General features: G+C 46.2%; 17 protein-coding genes and 3 pseudogenes. 3 read left to right on the top strand and 17 right to left on the bottom strand.

The features are described 5' to 3' along the window. The coding region (gene dgt, locus IM300_RS11905; protein WP_193036640.1) for a dGTP triphosphohydrolase at positions 1-903 on the bottom strand (903 nt) is incomplete at its 3' end. A gap of 544 nt (positions 904-1,447) precedes the next feature. Here dgt and IM300_RS11900 point away from each other — a divergent pair. Further along, a pseudogene (locus IM300_RS11900) lies at positions 1,448-4,964 on the top strand (AAA domain-containing protein). Between the two features lie 166 nt (positions 4,965-5,130). Here IM300_RS11900 and IM300_RS11895 read toward each other — a convergent pair. From IM300_RS11895 to IM300_RS11840, 12 genes and pseudogenes are all read right to left on the bottom strand, one after another. Then, positions 5,131-6,069 carry a glycosyltransferase gene (locus IM300_RS11895; RefSeq protein WP_193036638.1) on the bottom strand — a complete coding sequence of 313 codons (939 nt, stop codon included), beginning with the start codon at positions 6,067-6,069 and terminating at the stop codon, positions 5,131-5,133. Between the two features lie 544 nt (positions 6,070-6,613). After that, positions 6,614-7,006: a VOC family protein gene (locus tag IM300_RS11890; protein WP_071696527.1), complete on the bottom strand. Its 393-nt coding sequence runs from the start codon at positions 7,004-7,006 to the stop codon at positions 6,614-6,616. A 47-nt stretch (positions 7,007-7,053) separates the two neighbouring features. Further along, positions 7,054-7,305 carry a zinc ribbon domain-containing protein gene (locus IM300_RS11885; RefSeq protein WP_193036636.1) on the bottom strand — a complete coding sequence of 84 codons (252 nt, stop codon included), beginning with the start codon at positions 7,303-7,305 and terminating at the stop codon, positions 7,054-7,056. A 125-nt stretch (positions 7,306-7,430) separates the two neighbouring features. Continuing rightward, complete coding sequence (locus tag IM300_RS11880) at positions 7,431-8,177, bottom strand: cyclopropane-fatty-acyl-phospholipid synthase family protein (protein WP_193036634.1); 747 nt, start codon at positions 8,175-8,177, stop codon at positions 7,431-7,433. Between the two features lie 55 nt (positions 8,178-8,232). Next, a pseudogene (locus IM300_RS11875) lies at positions 8,233-8,780 on the bottom strand (GNAT family N-acetyltransferase). Between the two features lie 11 nt (positions 8,781-8,791). Continuing rightward, positions 8,792-9,049 carry a YjhX family toxin gene (locus IM300_RS11870; RefSeq protein WP_001054379.1) on the bottom strand — a complete coding sequence of 86 codons (258 nt, stop codon included), beginning with the start codon at positions 9,047-9,049 and terminating at the stop codon, positions 8,792-8,794. A gap of 339 nt (positions 9,050-9,388) precedes the next feature. After that, a complete protein-coding gene (locus IM300_RS11865) occupies positions 9,389-9,865 on the bottom strand; it encodes a GNAT family N-acetyltransferase (RefSeq protein WP_102005009.1) in 477 nt (158 codons plus the stop codon). A gap of 144 nt (positions 9,866-10,009) precedes the next feature. Continuing rightward, positions 10,010-10,402, bottom strand: a complete 393-nt coding sequence (locus IM300_RS11860; protein ID WP_193036632.1) for a VOC family protein — start codon at positions 10,400-10,402, stop codon at positions 10,010-10,012. 24 nt (positions 10,403-10,426) lie between these two features. Next, entirely contained in the window at positions 10,427-11,683 is a 1,257-nt protein-coding gene (locus tag IM300_RS11855; RefSeq protein WP_193036630.1) for an MFS transporter, read from the bottom strand. Positions 11,684-11,721: 38 nt separating this feature from the next. Then, positions 11,722-12,294 carry a DUF1349 domain-containing protein gene (locus IM300_RS11850; protein ID WP_193036648.1) on the bottom strand — a complete coding sequence of 191 codons (573 nt, stop codon included), beginning with the start codon at positions 12,292-12,294 and terminating at the stop codon, positions 11,722-11,724. Positions 12,295-12,334: 40 nt separating this feature from the next. After that, complete coding sequence (locus tag IM300_RS11845) at positions 12,335-13,153, bottom strand: N-acetyltransferase (protein ID WP_193036628.1); 819 nt, start codon at positions 13,151-13,153, stop codon at positions 12,335-12,337. Positions 13,154-13,184: 31 nt separating this feature from the next. Further along, positions 13,185-13,649: pseudogene (locus tag IM300_RS11840) on the bottom strand (VOC family protein). Between the two features lie 961 nt (positions 13,650-14,610). Here IM300_RS11840 and IM300_RS11835 point away from each other — a divergent pair. Continuing rightward, positions 14,611-15,219 carry a DUF1062 domain-containing protein gene (locus tag IM300_RS11835; RefSeq protein WP_193036626.1) on the top strand — a complete coding sequence of 203 codons (609 nt, stop codon included), beginning with the start codon at positions 14,611-14,613 and terminating at the stop codon, positions 15,217-15,219. Positions 15,220-15,435: 216 nt separating this feature from the next. On the opposite strand, the gene IM300_RS11830 is transcribed toward IM300_RS11835, so the two are convergent. After that, positions 15,436-15,645 (bottom strand): AlpA family transcriptional regulator, encoded by a 210-nt coding sequence (locus IM300_RS11830; RefSeq protein WP_047037260.1) that lies wholly within the window; start codon positions 15,643-15,645, stop codon positions 15,436-15,438. A gap of 107 nt (positions 15,646-15,752) precedes the next feature. Beyond that, positions 15,753-16,331 carry an inovirus-type Gp2 protein gene (locus tag IM300_RS11825; protein WP_193036624.1) on the bottom strand — a complete coding sequence of 193 codons (579 nt, stop codon included), beginning with the start codon at positions 16,329-16,331 and terminating at the stop codon, positions 15,753-15,755. 415 nt (positions 16,332-16,746) lie between these two features. Here IM300_RS11825 and IM300_RS11820 point away from each other — a divergent pair, with 415 nt between their 5' ends. Continuing rightward, positions 16,747-17,664 (top strand): hypothetical protein, encoded by a 918-nt coding sequence (locus IM300_RS11820; protein WP_193036622.1) that lies wholly within the window; start codon positions 16,747-16,749, stop codon positions 17,662-17,664. A 454-nt stretch (positions 17,665-18,118) separates the two neighbouring features. On the opposite strand, the gene IM300_RS11815 is transcribed toward IM300_RS11820, so the two are convergent. Next, entirely contained in the window at positions 18,119-19,708 is a 1,590-nt protein-coding gene (locus IM300_RS11815) for an AAA family ATPase (RefSeq protein WP_193036620.1), read from the bottom strand. Next, entirely contained in the window at positions 19,705-21,996 is a 2,292-nt protein-coding gene (locus tag IM300_RS11810; RefSeq protein WP_226842247.1) for a hypothetical protein, read from the bottom strand. Before IM300_RS11810 ends, IM300_RS11815 begins: the two co-directional genes overlap by 4 nt. Positions 21,997-22,166 lie beyond the last annotated feature (170 nt).

Genomic DNA, 22,166 nt, shown 5'->3' with positions numbered 1-22,166 from the left:
GCATGATATTAATTCATCACATTCGATTTCTAAATATTTGTGGTTTATTTTTAGTTGTTCAATTCGGCTGCATGTGAAGTCACTAAAGTGTTTTACAGTGATTATTCCTTTTTCAATACCATCCTCTATATCACTGATGCAATATGAGATATCGTCAGATGCCTCCATTAAAAAGCCAAGAGGATGACGAGAATTTTTCTTCATCTTCAAGGTGTTCCATGCACTTTCCATTACGTCTTTTTCAGTTGAGAAATAACCTATTTTTTTACTAAATGGTTTTTTTGAATCTAATTCATCTGGGCAAAAAGTATATTTTATAAATGCGGTAAGTTGGGTGTAGGTTAAATTAAGTCCGAAATATCCATCATCACCTTGTAATTTTGTTATTATTCTTAAACCCTGTGGGTTGCCATCAAAATGTATAAAATCAGAAAGTAAGTTTTGACATATTTTTTTTGAAAAAGTTTCAGCAAGTGCAGTTTTCAATGCGTTTTCAACTGAGTCTGATTTACTCCACTCAACAATTGCTGCCTCCCCAAAATGACCAAAAGGTGGGTTTCCAATATCATGCATTAGACATGCAGTCTCAACTATATTTGATACAGACAAGCTATTCTTTTGCCAAAACTCTTTAATTTCATTATCTATATCAGAACTTTCAGCTATTTTCTCAATAATTGCTGCAACAATATAGCGACCAATGTGCGAAACCTCTATAGAGTGAGTCAGTCTAGATCGTACTGCTGAATTACTTTCTAAGGAAAAAACCTGTGCTTTTTGTTGCAATCTTCTGAACGCAGCAGAGTAGATCAATCTTGCACGATCACTTTGTGTAGATGCCAAGATGGTGTCATGCTTTGCACTAGATTTTCGGTGGCGAGAAGTTGAAATTAAGGTTTCCATTTTTGTCCTCTTAGCAAAAGAATATTTATTCTACGATAACCGTTTTCACTCATTTGTTAAAACGCCAACACGCCGCAGGTTTATCTAGCCGTACTGAAGGTTCATCCTCGAATCATATGCAGGATGCTGTACTCTTAGCTCGTTGATACCACTCGGCTGCTTTAACTGCATGTGGGGCTCACCACATGACAATTGCATTTTAACGCTCCCTGCCAGTAGCTGGGTATCAAATATTGCCTAATATTACTCATAATCAATATGTTAATCACGACTGGTTCAGATTCTACACTAGGCTTTAACGATATTGGTACAGTGCGTTCGTTTATTGTGAGGAAACGCTTAAAGGTAAGCGGTCATGCTATCTAGGATATCATTCTGACTTGCAAATGGCTGATGCCAATCGCCATCAACAGTTTCCATAATGCACTAAAATTTCCCAACACAAACAAATCCTTGCGATCGTACTCGCATCGTGGACAATGTTTAACCATGAGGGTTTTATATCAACGAAATCAATAGTTTTATTTAAGTCACGGGACGGGGAATGGACAGCAATACTCAAGGATTCACTTCATACTGGCGTAATACCTTAGCTGATACCGAGTCTGGAAAAGGGGCATTTGAGCGCAAAGAAGAAGATTCATTCACGCAATGGATGAACGTTGAACAGGGAAGGTTGGGTGAAGATATCGTGCAATCGTTCTTCGAGGGCGAAGACGAGCAGGTTAAGACCGTTGAGGTACTACTACGGCCACAAGTTTGGATCCGCCTGTTAAAGCATGGCAAGGAACGTACGGCAGGCGCACCAGGTATAATTACGCCTCTGGTGACTTCCGCACTGTTGAACCGTGAAGGCTTTTTGTTCCCCAAATCTCCTGCCACCATTCCCCGTGACCTGCTCGAACCTCTCCCTAAAGGTACCTTTTCTATTGGTGAAATGGCGGAGTATGACAAATACAAAACCACGCATGATTCGATCACTTTTAGTCCCGGTAATGAAGATGAGCTGCATGAGGAGACTGACGAAAAACGAACGGAACGATATGCTCGTTATCAGCAGTTGTGGCAAAAGTACCTTAAAGACACTGATGAACTTTTAAAAAATGTTGCTGGCAGATGGCTCGCATCACCTGAGCAATATGAACCAGCTGGATATGGCTACATTATTAAAGCCAACCAGCCTGGAGGGGCCAGCCTCCATATCCTGCCTATGTACGATCATCTGCTGTCGTGCAAAAAAGAGGTGCCATTGCTGGCGCGCTTTGCCTCGAAAGATAAGTTTCCTGTTGAGCAGCTCCTTGCCAGTAATGCCATGTTCAGTGAGCGTCTGGGGCATTCCGGTGATAAATTTCCGCTGGCTGTGGCGCAGCGCGATGCCCTTAGCCATTATCTCACTCAACAGCCGGGCGATATTCTTGCCGTGAACGGTCCTCCGGGAACAGGAAAAACTACTCTAGTACTCTCCATCATTGCTACGGAGTGGGTGAGAGCGGCTGTAAACAAAACTGAACCGCCAGTGGTGATTGCGACATCAACCAACAATCAGGCCGTTACCAATATTATTGAGGCCTTCGGAAAAGATTTTGCTACCGGCACTGGGCCTATGGCCGGGCGTTGGTTACCTGATGTAAAAAGCTTTGGTGCTTACTTCCCTTCTTCAAGCCGAAAAGCCGAGGCGGTTAAAAAAATACCAGACGGAAGATTTTTTTAACCGTGTTGAATCCCTTGAATATGTTGAAGATGCCCGGTGCTTCTTCCTTGAAAAGGCAAGGGCAGCTTTTCCGAGTAAGGAATGTCATTCACCTGAACAGGTTGTGGATCTCTTGCATCAGCGTTTGGTTGAAATCTCTGCAGAGCTTGAGCAAATCGAGCCTGCGTGGGATGACCTCAACGCAATTCGTCAGGAGCGGCATGCCATCAGTGACGATCTCGAACAGTATATTCAGGATAAGAGAACGTTACTGCTCAATAGCACAAATGAAATCTCGCTATTAACGCAAGGCAAAAAACAGTGGGAGCAATATCGAGCCGGTGAGTCGATCATGTACGCTCTCTTCTCCTGGCTTCCTGCCGTGCGTACTAAGCGTCACTATAAAATGAAGCTGTTTTTGGAGGCTACGTTTGGCGAAAGAATGACAGCATTCCAGGGATCTCAGCCTGATGGAATTGATGCCTTTATCGATGGATTGATTGAACAAGCTCATAAAGAGCAGGCTGGGTATCAACAGCAAATTGATCTTGCTGAGGACATTTCCCGACGTGAAAGCGAAGCAGCTATACGCTGGCACGATATTACTCACTCACTGGGAAATCCGGGCGAAACAGAGTTGAGTCTGCATGAAGCCGATGAGCTTGCAGATACACAGCTCCGTTTCCCGGCGTTTCTGCTGGCGACGCATTACTGGGAAGGCCGGTGGCTGATGGATATGGCTGCTATCGATAACCTTCAAAAAGAAAAAGGTCTTAAAGGGGCGAAGGCCATTAAAGCGCGCTGGCTGCGTAGAATGAAACTAACCCCTTGTGTCGTGATGACCTGCTTTATGCTTCCTCACCATATGCTCATCAGGGAGCATGTTGGCGGCAAGAAGTTTGATGATGGCTATTTATATAACTTTGCCGATTTGCTGATTGTCGATGAAGCGGGGCAGGTGTTGCCTGAGGTTGCGGCAGCTTCTTTTGCACTGGCGAAGAAAGCCCTGGTGATTGGTGACACAGAACAGATTGCGCCTATCTGGAATAGCTTGCCCGGTATTGATATCGGCAATATGGTTGAGGAGAACATTCTTCCGGGAGGTACGCAGGAAGAACTTACTGAAGCTTATGCCCTGGTGTGTGACTCTGGAAAAAGTGCTGCATCTGGCAGCGTTATGAAGGTTGCACAGTTTAATTCCCGCTACCAGTACGATCCGGATCTGGCGAGAGGGATGTACCTTTATGAACACCGTCGTTGCTTCGATAACATTATTGGCTACTGTAACACCCTCTGCTATCACGGTAAGTTGCAGCCCAAACGAGGGGAAGAAAAGGAGACAATATTTCCAGCAATGGGATATTTGCATATTGATGGTAAAGGTATGCAGGCCAATGGGGGAAGCCGTTATAACGCCTTTGAAGCTGAGACGATAGCTGCGTGGCTTGCGGCGCACAAAGAGGACATCGAGCACCATTATGGCGAACCTCTACATAAAGTAGTGGGGGTTGTTACCCCATTTTCGGCACAAGTCAGTACCATTAAATCGTCATTACGTCAGCTGGATATTAATTGTAGTGGCGATGAAAATTCGCTGACAGTCGGTACTGTCCATTCATTGCAGGGGGCGGAAAGGGCGATTATGCTTTTCTCTCCTGTATATTCGAAGCATGAAGATGGCAGTTTTATTGACAGCGACAGTAGCATGCTGAACGTCGCCGTTTCACGAGCTAAAGACAGCTTCCTGGTCTTTGGTGATATGGATCTGTTTGAGATCCAACCCGGATTGTCACCTCGGGGATTGCTGGCGAAATACCTGTTTGCTTCCACTGATAATGCATTGCAGTTTGAGTTTCAGGAGCGTCAGGATTTAAGTACCTCACAAACGCAGATTTCAACCCTACACGGGGTGGAGCAACATGATGCGTTTCTGAATCAGACTTTTGACGCCATTAACCAGAGCATTACTATCGTTTCTCCATGGCTCACCTGGCAAAAGCTGGAACAAACAGGTTTTCTGGCATCGATGTCTCAGGCGCGCACCCGTGGTATTGATATCACTGTAGTAACGGATAAAACGTTTAATACAGAGCATGCAGATTTTGAAAAGCGCAAAGAAAAACATCAGCGCCTAAATGAAGCAGTGGAAAGGTTGAATGAAATGGGCGTCACGACGAAGCTGGTTAATCGTGTTCACAGTAAGATTGTGATTGGTGATGAGGGGCTGCTCTGCGTCGGTTCCTTTAACTGGTTTAGCGCTACGCGCGATGAGAGATATCAACGATACGATACGTCGATGGTATACCGTGGCGAAAGTTTAAAAAGCGAAATTAAAACGATATATTCTAGCCTGGAACAACGTCAGTTGTAATTCTCAATTATCGTTTCTAGGTTAACTGCCGAGACACTACCAGGTAATATCGCTTTAGGGATGCTACTTGGTGGTTACTTACTGCAGTATTTTGTAGCTATAGGACTACAATTGCTCAGCACTTAAGAAGGTTAGATAGTACCAACAGAGCATTATTTTATGCATGCTAAAAAATTTTATGCATTAGCTTGATAAAGAAAAATATGTCACTGAGGCTGCTAATACCTTGGAATAAACTAATAAAGGATATATTTTTGTTGAAACTGGTTTTAACGTTGGATTTATCCATAACCTTTTTCCGATATAACCCCAAAAAGTGACGAGCCTCAACTAGCGCATGCCGGTACAAAAATATCTTTATTTTTTTGTTTTGTTTATCATCCGCTAACTGGATGATATCTTCGATCACTTCAACATAGCTTATAGCACGAACATCGTAGTAATCCGGCCGATGCGTGATAGAGGCCTTATTGTTGATATAGATATAGTCCTTAATATCCAATGTGCAGAATCGACCATTGCTCGCCGCAAGATGAACCGTCCAGAGAATGTCTTTATGGCTTCTTCCGGGCTGGAAGTGCAGTGAATGCTGTTTGATATAGGATGATCTGACCATTTGCAGCCACAGGTAATGCGGCCATTCGCGATGGATAACGCAGTGTCTGATCCACTCATGACCTGACAACGTCGCTTCACAGGGCTGCTTAGTATGAACGGCTCTTCGGTGGTTGTCAGCGCCAGAATACCAGCCATTAAAGATCACGACGTCGGCTTGCGACGCGGTAGCTGCTTGCCATCGTTTTTCAATGAACCCGTCGGTAATATCATCGTCAGCATCGAGGAAAATAACCCACTCTCCCCGATGGATGTCTAGTACTGCATTGCGTGCTCCGTAGACCCCCTCGTTGGCCTGCTTGATGAGAATGAGTCGGTCATCATGGATTTGACGAAGAACATTAGCTGTTTCATCAGTAGAACCGTCATCGACAATGATAAGTTCAATAGCCACGCGGGTTTCACTGAGGATTTTATTAACCAGACTATCAATGGTCTCAGCGGGGTTGTAAGCAGGGATAATGACGCTGACATCGATTCTATTTTTCATATTGAGCTATGATTTTCCTTCGTTGTCATCCCTGAGGCGTCTGATTGGGATAATCCGTCTTTCCCTGATTTCCTGGTCGATATCAAACAAGCACTCGTCGCAGAATTCTTTATCGAGTGAGAGCAATCGCTCAAGGACACTTCTTTTTTGTTGCAACGTGCGCATCTCTTCATCTTTCCGCGTCTTTGCGATCTCGTAATTTGGGATACATGGAAAATGGGCGTAGCAAGCCCTCGGCTAGATAACTAACCGTAATAAAAGGCTTTTCTTCGAGTAAGTTAAGACAAGGATAACCAAGCAGGGCGCATGAAAGATAATCGTTTTGATAGATCAGTTTTTCGATATTGATCGTGGGCGCCGATCAATATGAAATGCGGTTCCGTGACTTATATTACCGGCAGGCCCATGACTTCAGGCAAAATGGCGACTGTGTTTTTGAATGTGAGAACGACTTTTAGAATGCGTAGCTGTTTGGTCTGGAGCGGGTTTTATAAAGGATATATGAGCGGCAGGTAGGGGCCCTAAGGCCCCCGATTTATAGTTCTCAGGATTGTGCGGTGTAATTGACGAAAGCTAGCTTGTTGCCATCAGGGTCTCTGACGTAAGCGCTGTAGAATCCTTCGCCGTAATGTGGACGCAGGCCCGGAGCTCCTTCGTCAGTGCCGCCGTGGCTTAACGCGAGCGCGTGAAGCTGCTGGATGTGTTCGGCAGAACGTGCAATCAGGGCGACCATCACACCATTTCCTGTCGTGGCATCCTGTTTATCAAAAGGTCTACCGACACCCAGTGCTGTCGTGTTATTACCGTTGAAAACGCCCCACCATGCGACGTCCTCATTCCTGCCACCACGGGGATACCCCAGCATCTCCATCAACGGATCGTAGAATGTAATAGCGCGTGGCAGGTCGTTGGTTCCGAGCATAATGTAAGAAAACATCGGCTCTCCTTAAAGGATTCAGGGGGAGTGTAGATAATCAGCTCAAATCACTCGTCCGCTTTATGCGCCCAGGCGGGCATTGCCGTCAGATAACGTTTTGCCCGCTTCTGTGCTTCTTCCGGGCCGACTTTTTGCCAGGAATCAAGGAAGCTGGCTAAGCCTGATACCGCTTCTTCCCAGGGTTTAAGATTGCCGTTACTGTCACAGCAGTACGCGCAATATTGATCGCTGGCACTGTGTGCATCGGGTGCAGACATCGGCATTTCGCAAGCCTGACAGAACTTTTCATGTTGTGACATATGATGCTCCTTATAGTGACGTCCTGATTAATAAACATACAGAATATGTATTGTGCAGGTGATGCAACAGATCAAAGCAAAGGCGAAGCCCCGGTATCTCCAGTCAGAAATACCGGAACCTGTTATTACCTGGCGATGAGCGCGAACACGCCCCAGCCAAAGTATTCCCGCGCGTAAGTTACGTGGCGTTTCGGCGAGATGTTTAGCTCGGCCCTGACTTCGACGGCGAAGTCGTCGTCAGGATTGGCTTCCAGCCAGCGGCGCATGGTCAGCCATTTCGCGGCTTCATACCGGTCCCAGCCTTCCTGGTCTGCCAGTACCATTTCCACCACGTCATAGCCGAGATCGTCGAACGCGCCGACAAGCCCCGGCAGCGTCAGGAAATCGGTCGTCGAGCTGACGCCACAGGCCTGGGCTATCTCGTCCATTGCAGGCACCTGACGCCAGTAGGGTTCACCGATGAGCATGATCCCGCCCGGTATCAGGCTCTGCGCCAGCAGTTCGACCGTCCCGGCAAAGCCTCCAGCAATCCATGTCGCTCCGACGCAGGCTGCCACGTCACATTTCTCATTGGCGACGTAACCGGCCGCATCGTTATGAATAAAATGTACGCGTTCGCTGACGCCGAGTTTTTCCGCGCGTCGCTTTGCCTGCGCGGTGAAGAGCGAACTCATGTCGATGCCAGTCCCCGTAATGCCATGATCCCGGGCCCAGGTGCAGAGCATCTCGCCCGAGCCGCTGCCGAGATCAAGAATGCGGGTGTCCGGCTTCATACGCAGCACGCGGCCCAGCGTGGCGTACTTCTCTTCGGTGAACGGGTTATGGATGCGGTGTTCACTTTCGCTGATGGTAAAAATACGTGGGATATCCATTATTTAATTCCTGTTATTGGGTTAAGCACCAAAAAGGGCACAACAAGATTGTTATTCACGCCAGTGCTCCGGTTTCATCAGGGCCTGCGCGCACTGGATGTGGCCGGTCACGTTCATGGGCTGAGCGGTGAGTGATTGCATCATCCAGCAGGCTTTGTGCTCCTCCGGGATGGGATAAGGTGCCGGATAGCCTTTGTCTCCGGCACAGGGTTCGAACCCATGTCTGGGGTAATAGGTGGCGTGGCCGAGAACAAATACTATCTGGCAGCCCATCGATCTCAGGTGCTCGATGCCAGTGCGTATCAACCGTCCTCCCACGCCCATCCCCTGGTATTCCGGTATGACCGCCAGAGGAGCGAGGATATGCATCAGCGGTGAATCCATTTCCCCTTTGAAGGTTGCCCGGGTAAATAAAATATGCCCGACGGCTTTGCCTTCATGTCGGGCCAGCAGCGATAACGCAGGGCGCGCGCTTTCATCCTCAAGTAAAGAGGCCGTTAAATCGGCTTCTTTGCTGAAACCAAATGCGCGGGTTTCGACTTCCCGGATATCACTGGCATCACTTTCATCTGTGATTTGAAAAGTGAAGTGGTGTGCTGTCATAGAAACTCTCCTTAGCGATTATCGAGCTGAGCGCGAACGTTATTCAACCCGGTAGTGTTGATTCGATAGGGCTGACCATTGACGGACTTGATAAGTTTTTTTGTTTTGAGTTTTTTGAAGACGGCGAGCGTGCAGTCGGTCAGCAACAGCCCTTCGCGGCTGTAGCATTCAACGGAAGTGACGCGGCCTGAAGAATCGCGGACGTGCGCAATACGTCCACCTTTAGCGAGAACGTGTAAGGTACGTTGTTCCTGACGGGATAAATTCATACTGAAGAACCTGTTTAATCATCATGTGCAAAACGTGCAAACACACAGCGGTGTCCGCATTCGATTTCGGCGCATTGATAATCAGTCCGGCCTGAAAAGGTCGGTAAGCTGATTATCGGATGATTACATTCTCCAGCATCAAAGCCTCGGGTTGAGTTGAAAGGTATTTACGGAGCGAATAGTAACACGTAGTTTTAGGAGGGATATGTTTCAGTAGAAAAAGTGTGATGTACTTTGGAAATTGAATGCCAACCCATTTACTGGGAAAGGCTGATGGCACTGACGAATGCATGTTGAAGTACGCCAGAAATGGCCTCATCGGCTTTTCCCCTCGGGAGATTATTCTCCTTTTGTTAAATCCAGAACATAAACATGCTCACCATCTTCGATGCCTGAAAAGTTGAAGCCAATCCTGATAAGTAATTTTATTGAAAGGATATTTTCCGGATTCACACCGGCTTTGATGAGTGAAAAACCGTTCTCTTTTATCCAGTCGATCGTGGCGGTAATTGCTTCAATTGCATATCCCTGGCGAGCATAAGCGGGACTGATGGTATAGCCGAGCCAAAACACATCGCATTGCTGATGTAAATAGATATCACCAATCAAAACCTGCGTCAGCTTGTTGACAATGGCCAATTGAATACCGCGAGCAAGTGTAAGAACTCCCAGCAACTCTGCTTCATAGTCCTCTTTTGTTAGCCCCTTAAATCCCTGATATTTCATCCACTCAGCATCATTACGATACACCATAAAACTATCAATTTCGTGTGACTGAAATGGTCGAATGATGCATCTTGACGATATTATTTGCATAAGGCTTCCTGTTTAGTGATTCTCCTGCCCCAGTCTCTGCGACTACAAGAGTTACCGCCTGACGCTACGCCCGACGGCTACTCTCTGACTATGTCCGGTGCGTCGCCGCTTTCATACACAACACGAAAACTGTCAGTTTGATGTTCAACCCTCATCGGCATAGAACACAAACGCCAGCTTATTCCCGTCCGGATCGCGTACATAGGCACTATGGAATCCCTGTCCGTATTGTGGCCTGTGCCCCGGTGTACCTTCATCCCTGGCGCCCAGACTGATAGCAAGTTCGTACAACTGCTGGATGTGTTCAAACGAGTGGGTGTTCAGTGCGACCATCGTGCCATTACCAACGCTCGCTGGTTGCTGGTTAAAGGGCCTGCCGACGCACAATCCGATGGTATGGTTATTGCTGAACGTCCCCCAGGATGCGCCTTCTTCATTACAGCCTGCCTTTGGATGTCCAAGCAATTCCATCAGCGGATCGTAGAACCTTATGGCGCGCTGTAGATCGTTAGTACCCAGCATCACGTAAGAAAACATAAACCCTCCTTAATCTCTTTTGCATTATTGCTCCTGGCAGCCTACCGGTGATACTGACTGGCTCTGATGCTGCCCACGCAGTTTAAGCAGGCGGGCAACTGATATGATGACGGCTATACCGGCCAGCAGCGCCACGCAGTGGAAAGCAATCCTGCCGCCAGCATGGAAGTAAACCCAGCGGGTTATTTCAATGCTAAGGGCAATTATGCCGAGCGCCAGAATATTCAGCGTGGCAGAAACGGTGCCTTTTGGCAGGTTATGAGAAAAGAGCGTAAAGCGAAACAGCACCGGATAGAGCAGTCCAATACCCAGGGCATAAAAGCTCGTTCCCAGTACTGACCATAGCCAGACGTGTGGCCATAGCAGGTTGCCGACCAGCAAAGCCAGCAAGCCAGCAAGCTGTATCGGAACAGTACCCCAGATAAAACGCGGTGAAGTCGGGTCTTTGATAAAATTCGCTACGATCGCACTGGCGATAATGATCCCACTAAACACGGGCACCTGTGTCCAGGCATAGGTACCGGGAGACATACCCCCGTGCTCAATCAGGATCACGGGGGAGAGCGCCACCCAGGTGATGATTGGCAGGTTACCAAAAGCGACTGCCAGTGAGCCGGTCAGCACCACTGGATGGCGAAATGCCGCGATGAAATCTGACAGTACTTCACCCGGTTTGAATTCTCTTCCCTGAGATATAACTGTTTCCGGCATTTTGAACAGTAGTAAGAACCATGCTACCAGACCAAACACACCGATGATGGCAAAGAGCAGTTTCCAGTGAATGAACGCCATCAGCGCAGCGCCGGCCACCGGCCCGATAACTGGGGCAAGCAGAACAATAGAGGTCAGCGCAGCCATGATCCTGATGGAATCCTTTTCATCAAAGGCCTCCTGTATTGATACATAACCAACGGTGGAGATGAAGCAGATACTGGTTCCCTGTATAAAACGGGCAATAAAGTACTGTTCGATCGAGGTGACAAACAGCATGCTCAGGCATGCCAGGGCAAAGATCATTACACCAGTGAGCAGGACCGGGCGGCGTCCAATCCGGTCGGAGAGAGGACCCAGGAGCCACTGGAGCGCCAGTCCGCCTGCCATATACAAACTGACTGATACTGGAGCCAGCGTAACATCCGCCTGTAACTCATTTATAATGTTAATGACGCCCGGCTGAATAAGGTCCGTTGTCAGGTAGGCTGAAAAATCGTAGATGATCATCGCCAGTGGAAATAATAGTACGTTGCTATACCTTCTAAGGCGTCCCGAAAATGGCTTCATAAACGGGTTCTCTGTTTTTTATTATTGAATGGTTATTATCAACTTAGATCGTGCAGTTCCTTATCCATCGCAGGAGTCAGTCTGAGATCAAGAAATTCTACCTCCAACCCCTTGCGCTGAGGTGTACAACACATGATGCCCGTTTTTACAGGGCCCGTAGGGAAATGGCATAAGCGAAGTAATGGCCAGTGCTGTCCATCTGAGGAGTACTGCAATCGTAACGCATCTTTTTTAAGGGTCAGACGCAGCCAGAATTCCTTCGGATCCCCAGGAAAGAGTCCTGTAGCCCAGTCGGAATTTCTCATCGCGAGTACACTCCCGATTGCAGGTGCTCCATCGTTAAATTCGATGCCAGCTTTGAGCCAGTGCTGTTCGTCAGAGAGCATCATAATTCCGGCCTGGTCATAGAGTGTGGTGAAGTCTGCGCGGATCCTGACCTGAAAAGTAAAATCACCTGTTACATCAGTAGCGTAGATGTGGCCGGTAAAACGCTCAAACCCGTACCAGGTACGGCACCAGAAATCAGTATGCTCATCAGTGATTACCGACAGGGCGTTATTTTCGTAGCACCATACGGCGGGCTCATTGATCCATTCAAACTTGCAACTCATCATTGTTCTCCTGTCATGCGGAACGCAGCATAACGATAGTTTAAAATGTCAGTTCCATTTCAAACTGGCATAACGGTTCAGCCTGATAACCTGCCGCAGTAAATAATGGTGCCAGCGTTTCTGGGATCGCTGCTGATGTACCTATGCCAGGCCATCTGGCATTCATTTTCTGAAGCATTTTTTTAGCCCGTCCCTGGTAACGATACACCGGTTCCACAAACAAACAGCGGAGCTGAGGTTGTCCCATGAACTTCGCGACAGCACACCATGCATGTTCGTTATCCCTGAGGATGTCGCAGGGAATAGACAAGAGCTGCAGGGGACTGGCCAGCCAGGGAAGATCATCATCTGGTGCAGACCAGACGGTACGCAGGAAGTCATCAACAGCCTTGGATTCCATATCCTCTGAAGGTATTTCCAGACGAGACTGTGAATCTCCCCGGTATTTGCACAGATGTCGGCGAACCTGAAAACCGAGCGCATGATAGAGAGCGATGGCCTGGGTATTTTCGCGCATCACTTCCAGCCTCACGCTGGAAAACTTTTTCTCTTTTAAGGAGATAAACAGAGGAGTAAGCATCTGTTTTGCCAGTCCCTGGCTCCGGTACTCGGGTAACACACCAAATGCTGCCAGACGCGCTTTGTCCATTCTGCGGGTTACGATGGCTATTGCCGCTGGGTTATCATTGACCAGCCAGACAAACGAGTCTTCAAGGCTGAGTCCTTCGGAAATGAAACGTGAGGCAAACATTTCCGGTGGCAACGCAAACGGTGTCAATGATTCATTAAAGCTGTCTGCAAGAATACGGCACAGCTCAGTAATGCTGCATTCAAGGGCTGATACCGGAATAACGGTCATAGATAAAGCTCTCCATTGCGGTTACCGGGAGCTACAGGGGGAAAATATGCTCCCTGTTTTCTCGGACAGTGAAGCTGATTTCTACAGAGCGGGCACTGCGATCGCCCTCACCATGGTAAACAGCTTCGATGTTGTTACCGTCCGGATCCAGAACAAAAGCGGCATAGTATCCGGGATGATAGGTTCGTTCGGCAGGTGCGCCGTTATCACGTCCGCCATGATTTAGTGCTGCGTGGTAAAACGCGTTCACCTATTCACGGTCTGCGGCCTGAAAGGCCAGATGGTGCCGTCCTGTAGGCACTCTGCCAGACTCCGAACTTTTTACCGACGAAATGACCAGTTCGTCAGCCCAGATATAATCGTCATCGGTAATAACCATGGGGATCTTAAGTTCCGACAGAACAGCAGTGTAAAACGCTTTGCTTGCGGCAAAGTTGTTTACCACGAGCTGGATATGGTCGATAAGTCTGCCACGATGCAGCGTATAGTTATCCATGGTTCATTTCCTTATTCAGATTCTGTCAGTCAGGTCTTTACCTATGAAACTCAACAGAGGCACAGCTCTACGTAATGATTGTGTTGTTGGAAAAAAATACATTAAGTTTTGTGCTCTGAACCCGACAGATATCAGAAAATCATTCCAGATTTGGTCTTTGTACAGGAATTGCTATTCCGTTATTCGCTTATGACCAGGCTCTCAATTGCCAGTTGTAATATAACGAGCAGGGATGAGATAAGAGCAAGCCATTTTACGGGGCGTAGTTTACGTTCAGGTATAGAGAGCGTGTGGAGTATGGCATGACGCTTCATTTTATTGAGTGGCATGCTGCCTCCTTAAAAAGAGCCGCCTGCACAGGCTGCTAAACAATGAAAAAAGAATCATTCCACAAACAAGGCACTTGTGAGCAAGGTTAGTTGCCCTGGTGCTAACGTAACGGTAAAAACAAGCCACAAGTGGCTAACCGTTTTCCTTCCGGGTTGACAGTTTCCTCCTGTAGAACTGTTCGTTTGTTAGCCAGAACAGGTTAACGGATAAAATCAGTATATCCATAATAAATAAATGGTTGTTTAGCGTTTATTTAAATAATGCCTTCCGAATAATACGCACTCAAATAATAAACAAGGTGGGACTATCAAGTACTGCTAATTGATAGGCGCTCATGAGAACTGGAGAGATAATTGCTTCTGATTAGCCATCAATGCAATTACATCCTGGCCGGGGGATTCCCGGGGGGTTAAGTAGCGTGATTAACCACCATAAATATTGATTGAACTCATTTACCTAAAAAGCGCCATTTTGATAGTCTCGACTTATCTCGTTGAACATCTACAGGAATGTAACGTTGGAAATCTTTTTTTAACCTGCTGAAAAATATCTCTTAAATATTTTTCATACATAAAAATTTATGGTCCGTTCAGTACGGATCCGATTTTGTATGGGTTAAAAAAGGTACGTTATGAAAGTTACATGGACCGTCACGCCTGTGGGGTATCAGCGCATCGCGAAACGATGCCCTTCATGCAACATTAAACGGGACTTCACGCCGTCAGGTGCATTTCGGGTTAATTCGCAAAAGAAGGTGCTGGACGTGTGGAGTATCTATAAATGCACACACTGTGATTACACCTGGGATATCTCCCTGTTTTCGCGTCTGCACGTCAGCAAAATTGACCGCCAGCTTTATCATCGGCTAATGACAAACGATGCCGCCACGGTTCAACATTTTGCCTGTGATATCGCGACGCTGAAGCGGAACAACGCCGAGCTATCGGGTCGGCCTGATTTTACCGTTCAGGAGCGCTGGCCGTTAAGCATCACCGCCCACCAGCGGGTTCGCGTTAGTGTCAGGATCTCCCGTTCATTTCAGGTAAGTCTGCTGTCGATTTTGAAGCAACAGCTCATGCTGAGCGCTGGTGAAATTCTGAGAGGGTTGGAGTCAGGGCAGATCAGCGGCGTTACGATGAAGATGCTTAAATCGAGAAAGCTAAAGGCAGCGGAATATGAATTCCAGCTGTCTGTGGAAACGTTATATGCCAGGCGCAGGATTGTTCTGACGCATCGTTAAAATATTAAGCTCCCCTGAGGTAATAAACGCCCGTGTGGCAGCGGTTCAACATAATGCCAGATAGGCCGGGGATAGGGGAGCTTCAGTTTTTCAGCTTCAGAATTGAGAACTTTAGTTAATAGGGTGATAAACGATATCGCTTGAATTGTGCCGAGTCTAATGGTGCTTTAAGGATTGGGATATCGGGAAAGGTGTAGCTTAATTGAATGGGTTGTATCAATGACCGCGTGAATCGGCAATCCGTTGCTGTAACCATAATTCGACTTCACTTTTCTTCCAGCGGGAGCTGCGGCCCAGCTTAATTGGCTTCGGGAACAGTTCGTCTTTTATCAACTTATAGAACCATTTATCCGTCAGCCCCGTTAGCTTTGTGATGAAGCGCATATCCACCAGTTGGTCATCAAGTAAAGAAATATTTTTTGTCATGATGCTGTCTTCCAGTGTGGGATTATCCTGAGCTGGTGGGTGATTGCTCGTTACCACCAGCCCTTCCACATCAATGGATTGATACGTAAAAAAGTGCAGAATGTAGGTTACAACGTGCGAGGACGCCCCAGTCCGCTGGGCGACGGTACCTCACTGGCTCCGTAGTGATAGTGACCGTGCTTTTGCTCTTCTTTGGCAAGGTAGCTGATGATGTAGCGCAGGTTATCGATGGCTTCGGTATCATCGTAGTTCACCGGCTTATCAATACAGACGTCATAAGTAGGTTTGTATTCGCAGCGGTTGTAATACCCTTCTCGTTGCGTTATTTCCCGCCATATTGTTCCGACTCTCTCAGCTATTGGGTAGGTAGCCTGGTTAAGGTGCCTGTCGAGATAGAATACGATATGGGCATGGCAGCCGTGGTCTACAGAATTCTCGAGTACCCAGAAATACCCAGCCAGATTTGTGTGCTGCAGGGTGCGTTCAACCAGCATGCGCACCTCTTGCTCGGTTTCGTTCCATGAATGACGTTTATAACGCTCTGTACCTTTCTGATAGAACAGGTCGAGTCTGAGTGCCTGTATTCGGGAGTATCGGTTCAGTAGCTGATTCAGGTGGTCATTGAGTAGAGACAGTAGAAACCAGTTCATCGTGTATCTGGAATTAAAAGGGTAAGGTGTGTGCATTGATTTATCCTTTGTCAGGTGGAGTACAAAGGATTGGGATGAGATGTAATTTTTAAGAGAAGCAGGGAAACGGCAGATAAAGGAAACTGTGTATCCAGCAGAAGACAGGCAGGGTTAATGAATGAGGGAAGAAGCTATGAACAGGGTGGTATAGAAACAGGGAGTCCCCCTTAATTATACTAAAAACCCAAATGTTCATATTTACTGTTGAACGATGCTAATGAGGTGAACAGAGGACGATCCTAGGGAAAAAATCACAGGAATAATGCAGTAAAGTGTCAGAGTATTATCACAATAAAATCATGGGGATATCAGTAAAAAATCAGCCATTTCTCAGCCTGTGACCCGCCCCCCTCTACCTAAAAAATGCTCATGCTAATCTGTGTCCAGGAGCCAGAATTAGAGGGAAGAGACGATGTTGCATTACGATATGATCCGTTACGAGATAATGTATCTAAAAATGCTTGGTGCGCTTTCCAACACTGATTACTCCTTACAGTGGAGTACTTATGATTCGCCGGATCAGTTTCGACGTTTAATCTCTGAGATCCTTGAACGGCATTTCCTGGGCGATCAGGACAGGATCAAAGTTGGCCGGAAAACTCTTAAAGAATGGGCTGAGCTGCTACTGATTGATAAAGATTATTTTGATTGTTTCAAAGGTACACCAAGAGCATTGTGGTTTGCTCACCATTATATTTTTGAATACCCAGTATTCTCTGCAGGGCTGACGCTTGGTGGGTTGGGGAATGACGTCGGTTGTTCTGGTAGTTTTAATTCTCTTTTAATGGACGATAATATCTTCACAAATCTTGATTTCTCTAATTTGAATACCGACCTGGACGATATAGATTGGGACCTGATAAGAAATCCACAGGCCACTGCTTCAAAGAAACCGAAACGCGTTTTCTCCCGATTTTATCTGAACGCGGGAGCTAGTACCTCTCTGTATAACCCCACTCCGGTAACTGAGCGTGAACTCATCAATGGTGTGATGAGGTACATTGATGAAGCGCCATGTTCACTTGGAGATAAGATCTCTTATTTCAAAAAACTGCATGAGCGCTGGCTTGAGCAATATGATTTTTTTCTGACAGATTTTGACTGGATGTCACGTGATGATGAAATTCAGTTAGTCTATCTCTGGGACTATCTCAAAGGAAAAGGACGAATAGCAGGCTATCTTCGCCCTTATAATACCTCTATGCGTTATGACATGATTATTGCGGCTATAGATGTGTGGAACGTCCAACCTGAAGAGAAGCTGGAGTTTATTGAGAAGATGAAACATGCCTGGCAAGCGGCGAAATCTTATCGGCGGTCTGCTAAATAGCGTTGTGATCCCAGTGGTTTCTTCGCCTGATTTCTCAGTATTGTTATGAATCTTAATCGACCAAGGTTCTATAGCTGTCTCTCTCTTGCCCGTTACGTACAGAGCACCGTAGCCGAGGCATGGAAGTTAGAACTTTTACTTCTGGCTCGAAGCGTACAAACTGACTGATCTGAAGGTCCGCTGTGAGCGAGGAACGGACATCACTTAGATCATTCTGTGTGAATCAACAGGGAGCAGATTAGTCTGCGCCGTAGGTACTGACTATGAGTCGTTATGCTGACAAGGAGGTACTCGCGGTACTACCAAACTACGGCATTCAGCGCCATGATCGCTCCCAATTGTAACGAACGAGAGGCGATCATTTGCGATGGCATTTACAAGAGGATGCGATGATCTCAAATTCCTAAAATATCCTATTCCCTTCGGCTAGGAAACCCATACGTAAAACCTAAATTTACAATGTGTTTTTGGGGCTATGCTGATCTATCAAATAAATCAAATCCTCACAATGTAATTTGCATCGAATAAGCTCCCTGATTGGAACACTGTAAAAATGGGCTTTATCCGTACGCACAGCATTGATCGGAGCCAGCATTATTTCCAACTCTCGTTTGTCTTGCGCAAGATGACTGAAGGCTGCCCACGCATCTCTCCATAGCATTAATTGACCAAGCTGGCCCAGATATAGTCCATCAAAGATTCCTAAAATTTGGTCTCGTGGAGTATATTTGTAGCGCGCATTAGACTTAACGACATTTCCCTGCACCTTCTTAAAAGCAGCGCCTCCAAGAGCCTGCTCAATCTTTGCCTGAACAGCCATACCAAAAGTTTTTTCGTAGATGTATCGCACATAGGAGCGAAGGCTGATTTCAGCACTTTCAATTAAACTCCAGATGGCATCGTGCGTGGGGCCATCATTCATGTCATTGTGGGGGGCGGGTGGAACTTCATCGACAAAAATATACTCTTTTATATAACCCCAATATACTTCATTAATTGCACTAAGAAAGCCGTTTTCATATTTACCGATACCAGTGAATAAAAGCTCGTCAATGGCCTTTTCAGAAAGCATCGGGTCCCAACCATGATCTTTAAAGATGGAGACTACTTGACTGTTAGGGATTTTATCATTGACCGCCAGTACATCATGAACAGCTCGCGCTTGTTTCGACAAAGCTACCGCCCAAAGGCGCAAAAGCTGACTGCACTCTGTGCGGAAAATCGCAAGCGACGAAGAAAGATGCTCAACAGTATTTATCTCGTTACGTTGAATAAAGTCCCACAACCTAACCGTAAGCCCTGCATGGCCTCCAGTTATGGAATGTAGTTTGAGAGCAACATTTTCTTCGATAGAGAGTGCATAACTTGTTTCAATGTTCTTTACAAGAACACCCACGTCATCTTTTGAAAAGTTCTGGATATAATAATATGCCGCTCGACTACCTATAGGCGATGTATCATCTTCCGAAAACACAAAAAGCTGTTGAGCCCCCGCAAAAACCATACCTATTTTTGCTTGAGCAGCTAATTCTGACCCATAAAGAATAGTAAAAAGGTTATCTTGGAATCCGCGTGGAAAACGCTCACCCAAAACACGCTCAGATTCGTCTATGAGAAATAAGATTGTTAAATCAACGTTGCCAGCACTACTGGTTATACTTAATATTCGTGATGAAAAATCTTCTACTGTGACGCACCTGTTTTCTTCGAGGGAATTTATAGGAAACCCATCAATCGTGGCCTTACACGACTCAATAGTCCTCACAACCAAGTAAGTAAAGAAGTCGCTGGGGGTTGCTTCTACAGGAAGTCTGGTAAGGTCAATATAAACAGGGCAAGTGAAGGTATCAAGGTTTTCGACGCTGACAGATCGCTGCAAAGTCTCATGAACCTTAAGGAGAAGCGTTGTCTTCCCGCTTTGACGTCCGCCAAAAAGTAGCACACATCTTCTGTTTATAGCCTCGCGCTCCAGAGCAACTATAAGTTTGCTTCTACCAGCAAAGATACTGACGTTGGCTTGAAAAGGGTCAAACGTATGCATCATTTAAACTCCCCAATTTTTCTTTTTAGCCAAAGGGCAAGTAAGTCCATAGTGAATTTAGCATGACCGCCCTCGAGTTCAATAAGCTGGTAACCTAATAAGTGCCTTAGTGCCATACCCGAGGAACCGCTTTTGACGAGCTCACTTGACATATGCGCTTCGTTACCATCCAATGCCAGCTTTAAACAAAAATTCTTTTCATCTGGGTAATCTCTCGAAAGCCTCTCGAAGATCTCTCGCATATCTTTGTCGCAAAAAAGGATATATTGATCAACGCTTTCCTCTATTATTGCTTCTGTGATCAATAACGGCCGATCAATATATTTTTCGGCAAGAAAACTGCAGAACTGCCTTGAGAAGAACGGATGCCCACCTGTTAATTTAACAATCGCAGGTACCGCTCCCTTTGCAAACTTAATACCCATGCCTCGTCCAAGAGCGGTTAACATTGCGTTGCATTCAGATGAAGGCAATAGTCGAAGATAAATTTCTTTGAAAAAGTTGAATGCGGGGTTATCACGTTCCTCGAACTGAGCTGTTTCTGAAATCGCCGCATTTGCACCAGTCACTACAAGAGAAAACGAGCTTGATTCTTGAGAAACACCCCGCAAGTAACTAAAAAAGTCAAAATAGCCTGATAGACCTTCTTTTCCTTGTGAGGTAGGAAGAAGTCGTTCAATTTCATCTAGAAGAAGTACCAATTTGGGCTTTGAGTTAGCTGGCGAACTATCGATTGACTCAAGAATACTGGTTAGATCCGCGTCGAAGGCTGTTGCCACAGGAAAATCATGTGGTATATCTAGAACGCTTTCAAAGTGCCCACCTAGCCTCCACTTAGATACTTTTAACGTCTCACTGGACGACACGAGCCGATGAAGCTCCGATGACAAGCGCCAATATATCCAACTGAAATCTTTGACATCTCCAGGTACGCGTAAGAGGTCGACATATACATAGATATCACCATCATCTCTTGCTCTACGCGACAACTCTTTAAGAAGTGACGTCTTTCCAACCTTTCGCAGGCCGAACAACCCTACTGGCATCGAATCAGCAATTGAATGTTTTAACTCATCAAGGTCACGATTTCGACCAAAAAATTTTCGTCCGACGACGGGAAAATTAACGTTAAATAAGTCTCTACGGTAAAGCCACTGCCCAAATAATTCATTCAGTGTCGCATGAGTCTCCCCGCCCTCTATTTCCGCTTGAGAAAGCGGAATTATAGCAGGGTAAAGTTTATTCTTGTTTTCAATTCTTGAGAACAGTACTTTCTTCAAATCTTCAGAAACTGATGCAGTGACCATCAGGCATAGTTGCTCATCTGTGCCGCGCGCAGCAGCAGAAACCGCAATTTTTTCGGTGAGTTCATTTATGTCAGCTAATGATACCTGTGACTTGAAGTAGACTCTTACTAATATCGTAGTTTCAACACCAAAGCTTTCAATTAGCTCTTTATCTACGATGCCAACCACAATATCAGCGCCTTCAGTCACCGCATCGAGGGGCTCAACGTCGATAATTTTAAAACCTTCACCATTAAAGAAATTGAAGGCAAGATTTCCCCTATGGTGCTTGCTTCGTAACCGGGCAATGTTCAGAGACCTGAGGTCGCTTTCAGGAAATGATGCAGGTGATAGTGTCTGAATGGCCCGTTCATAATAGATTAGTGCCTCTTGGAGTGACGCATTAGTGTTTTCTTTAAATGCATTTCGCCCTAAAAGCAAATATATCCCACCATGCGTGCCAGGCTTAGCGTTCTTGAGTGCTTCTGTAAGAAGGCTACGAGCTTCCGAAAAAATCTCGAGAGAAATGGCTAGAGTTGCAGCGTCTTCATATATTTTTCTTACAGGAAATTTTTTTAACCCTTCTCGATAAACATCCATAGCTTCTTTTTTTCGACCACGGTTTTTCTCCATTGCGGCGAAGCTGAGAACCACCTGTAATGACGGCGATACTTCAAAAGCTTTTCGAAAAAGTTTTTCCGCCTGTTCAAATTGCCGATTGTCTCGAGCGATCACTGCTTGGGCCCTGTAGTCTTGACCAGTAGCCGTATCTATCTCTCGAGAGAGGTTTAAATCGGCAGGGGCTACGCTTGGCTTGATGTCGCAAGCGCATGGGCCTTTACTATTTGTCCCAAGAATATAGCTGACTTTATCACCTACTCGATAATCAGACTTTTTCTGCAATTCTGAACGCGAAAAATAAAGTTTCGACTTACTATCATCTGTTTTCAAAAAACCAAACCACTGCCGCAGCATTGTAATTTCGCCTGAGTATCTTTCAGCCATTTTTCATCACAATTAGTTGTTTTTTCTGGTTGTAGTCTGCACTTGAAACTTCGTCGTTGCAAGCAGCTCTGAACAACTTTGACTAGAGCTCGCTCGCCGCTGAACGACTGCTCTTGGCACAGAGCGGACCGCCTGAAGCGCTTTGAGGTCCGCTGTTAGCGAAGAGCGGA

It is taken from the genome of Enterobacter cloacae complex sp. I2 (assembly GCF_014896205.1).
Classification (GTDB): Bacteria; Pseudomonadota; Gammaproteobacteria; order Enterobacterales; family Enterobacteriaceae; genus Enterobacter; species Enterobacter quasihormaechei.
Note: the sequence above shows the minus strand (reverse complement) of the source record. Positions and strands in the feature narration are given on the sequence as shown.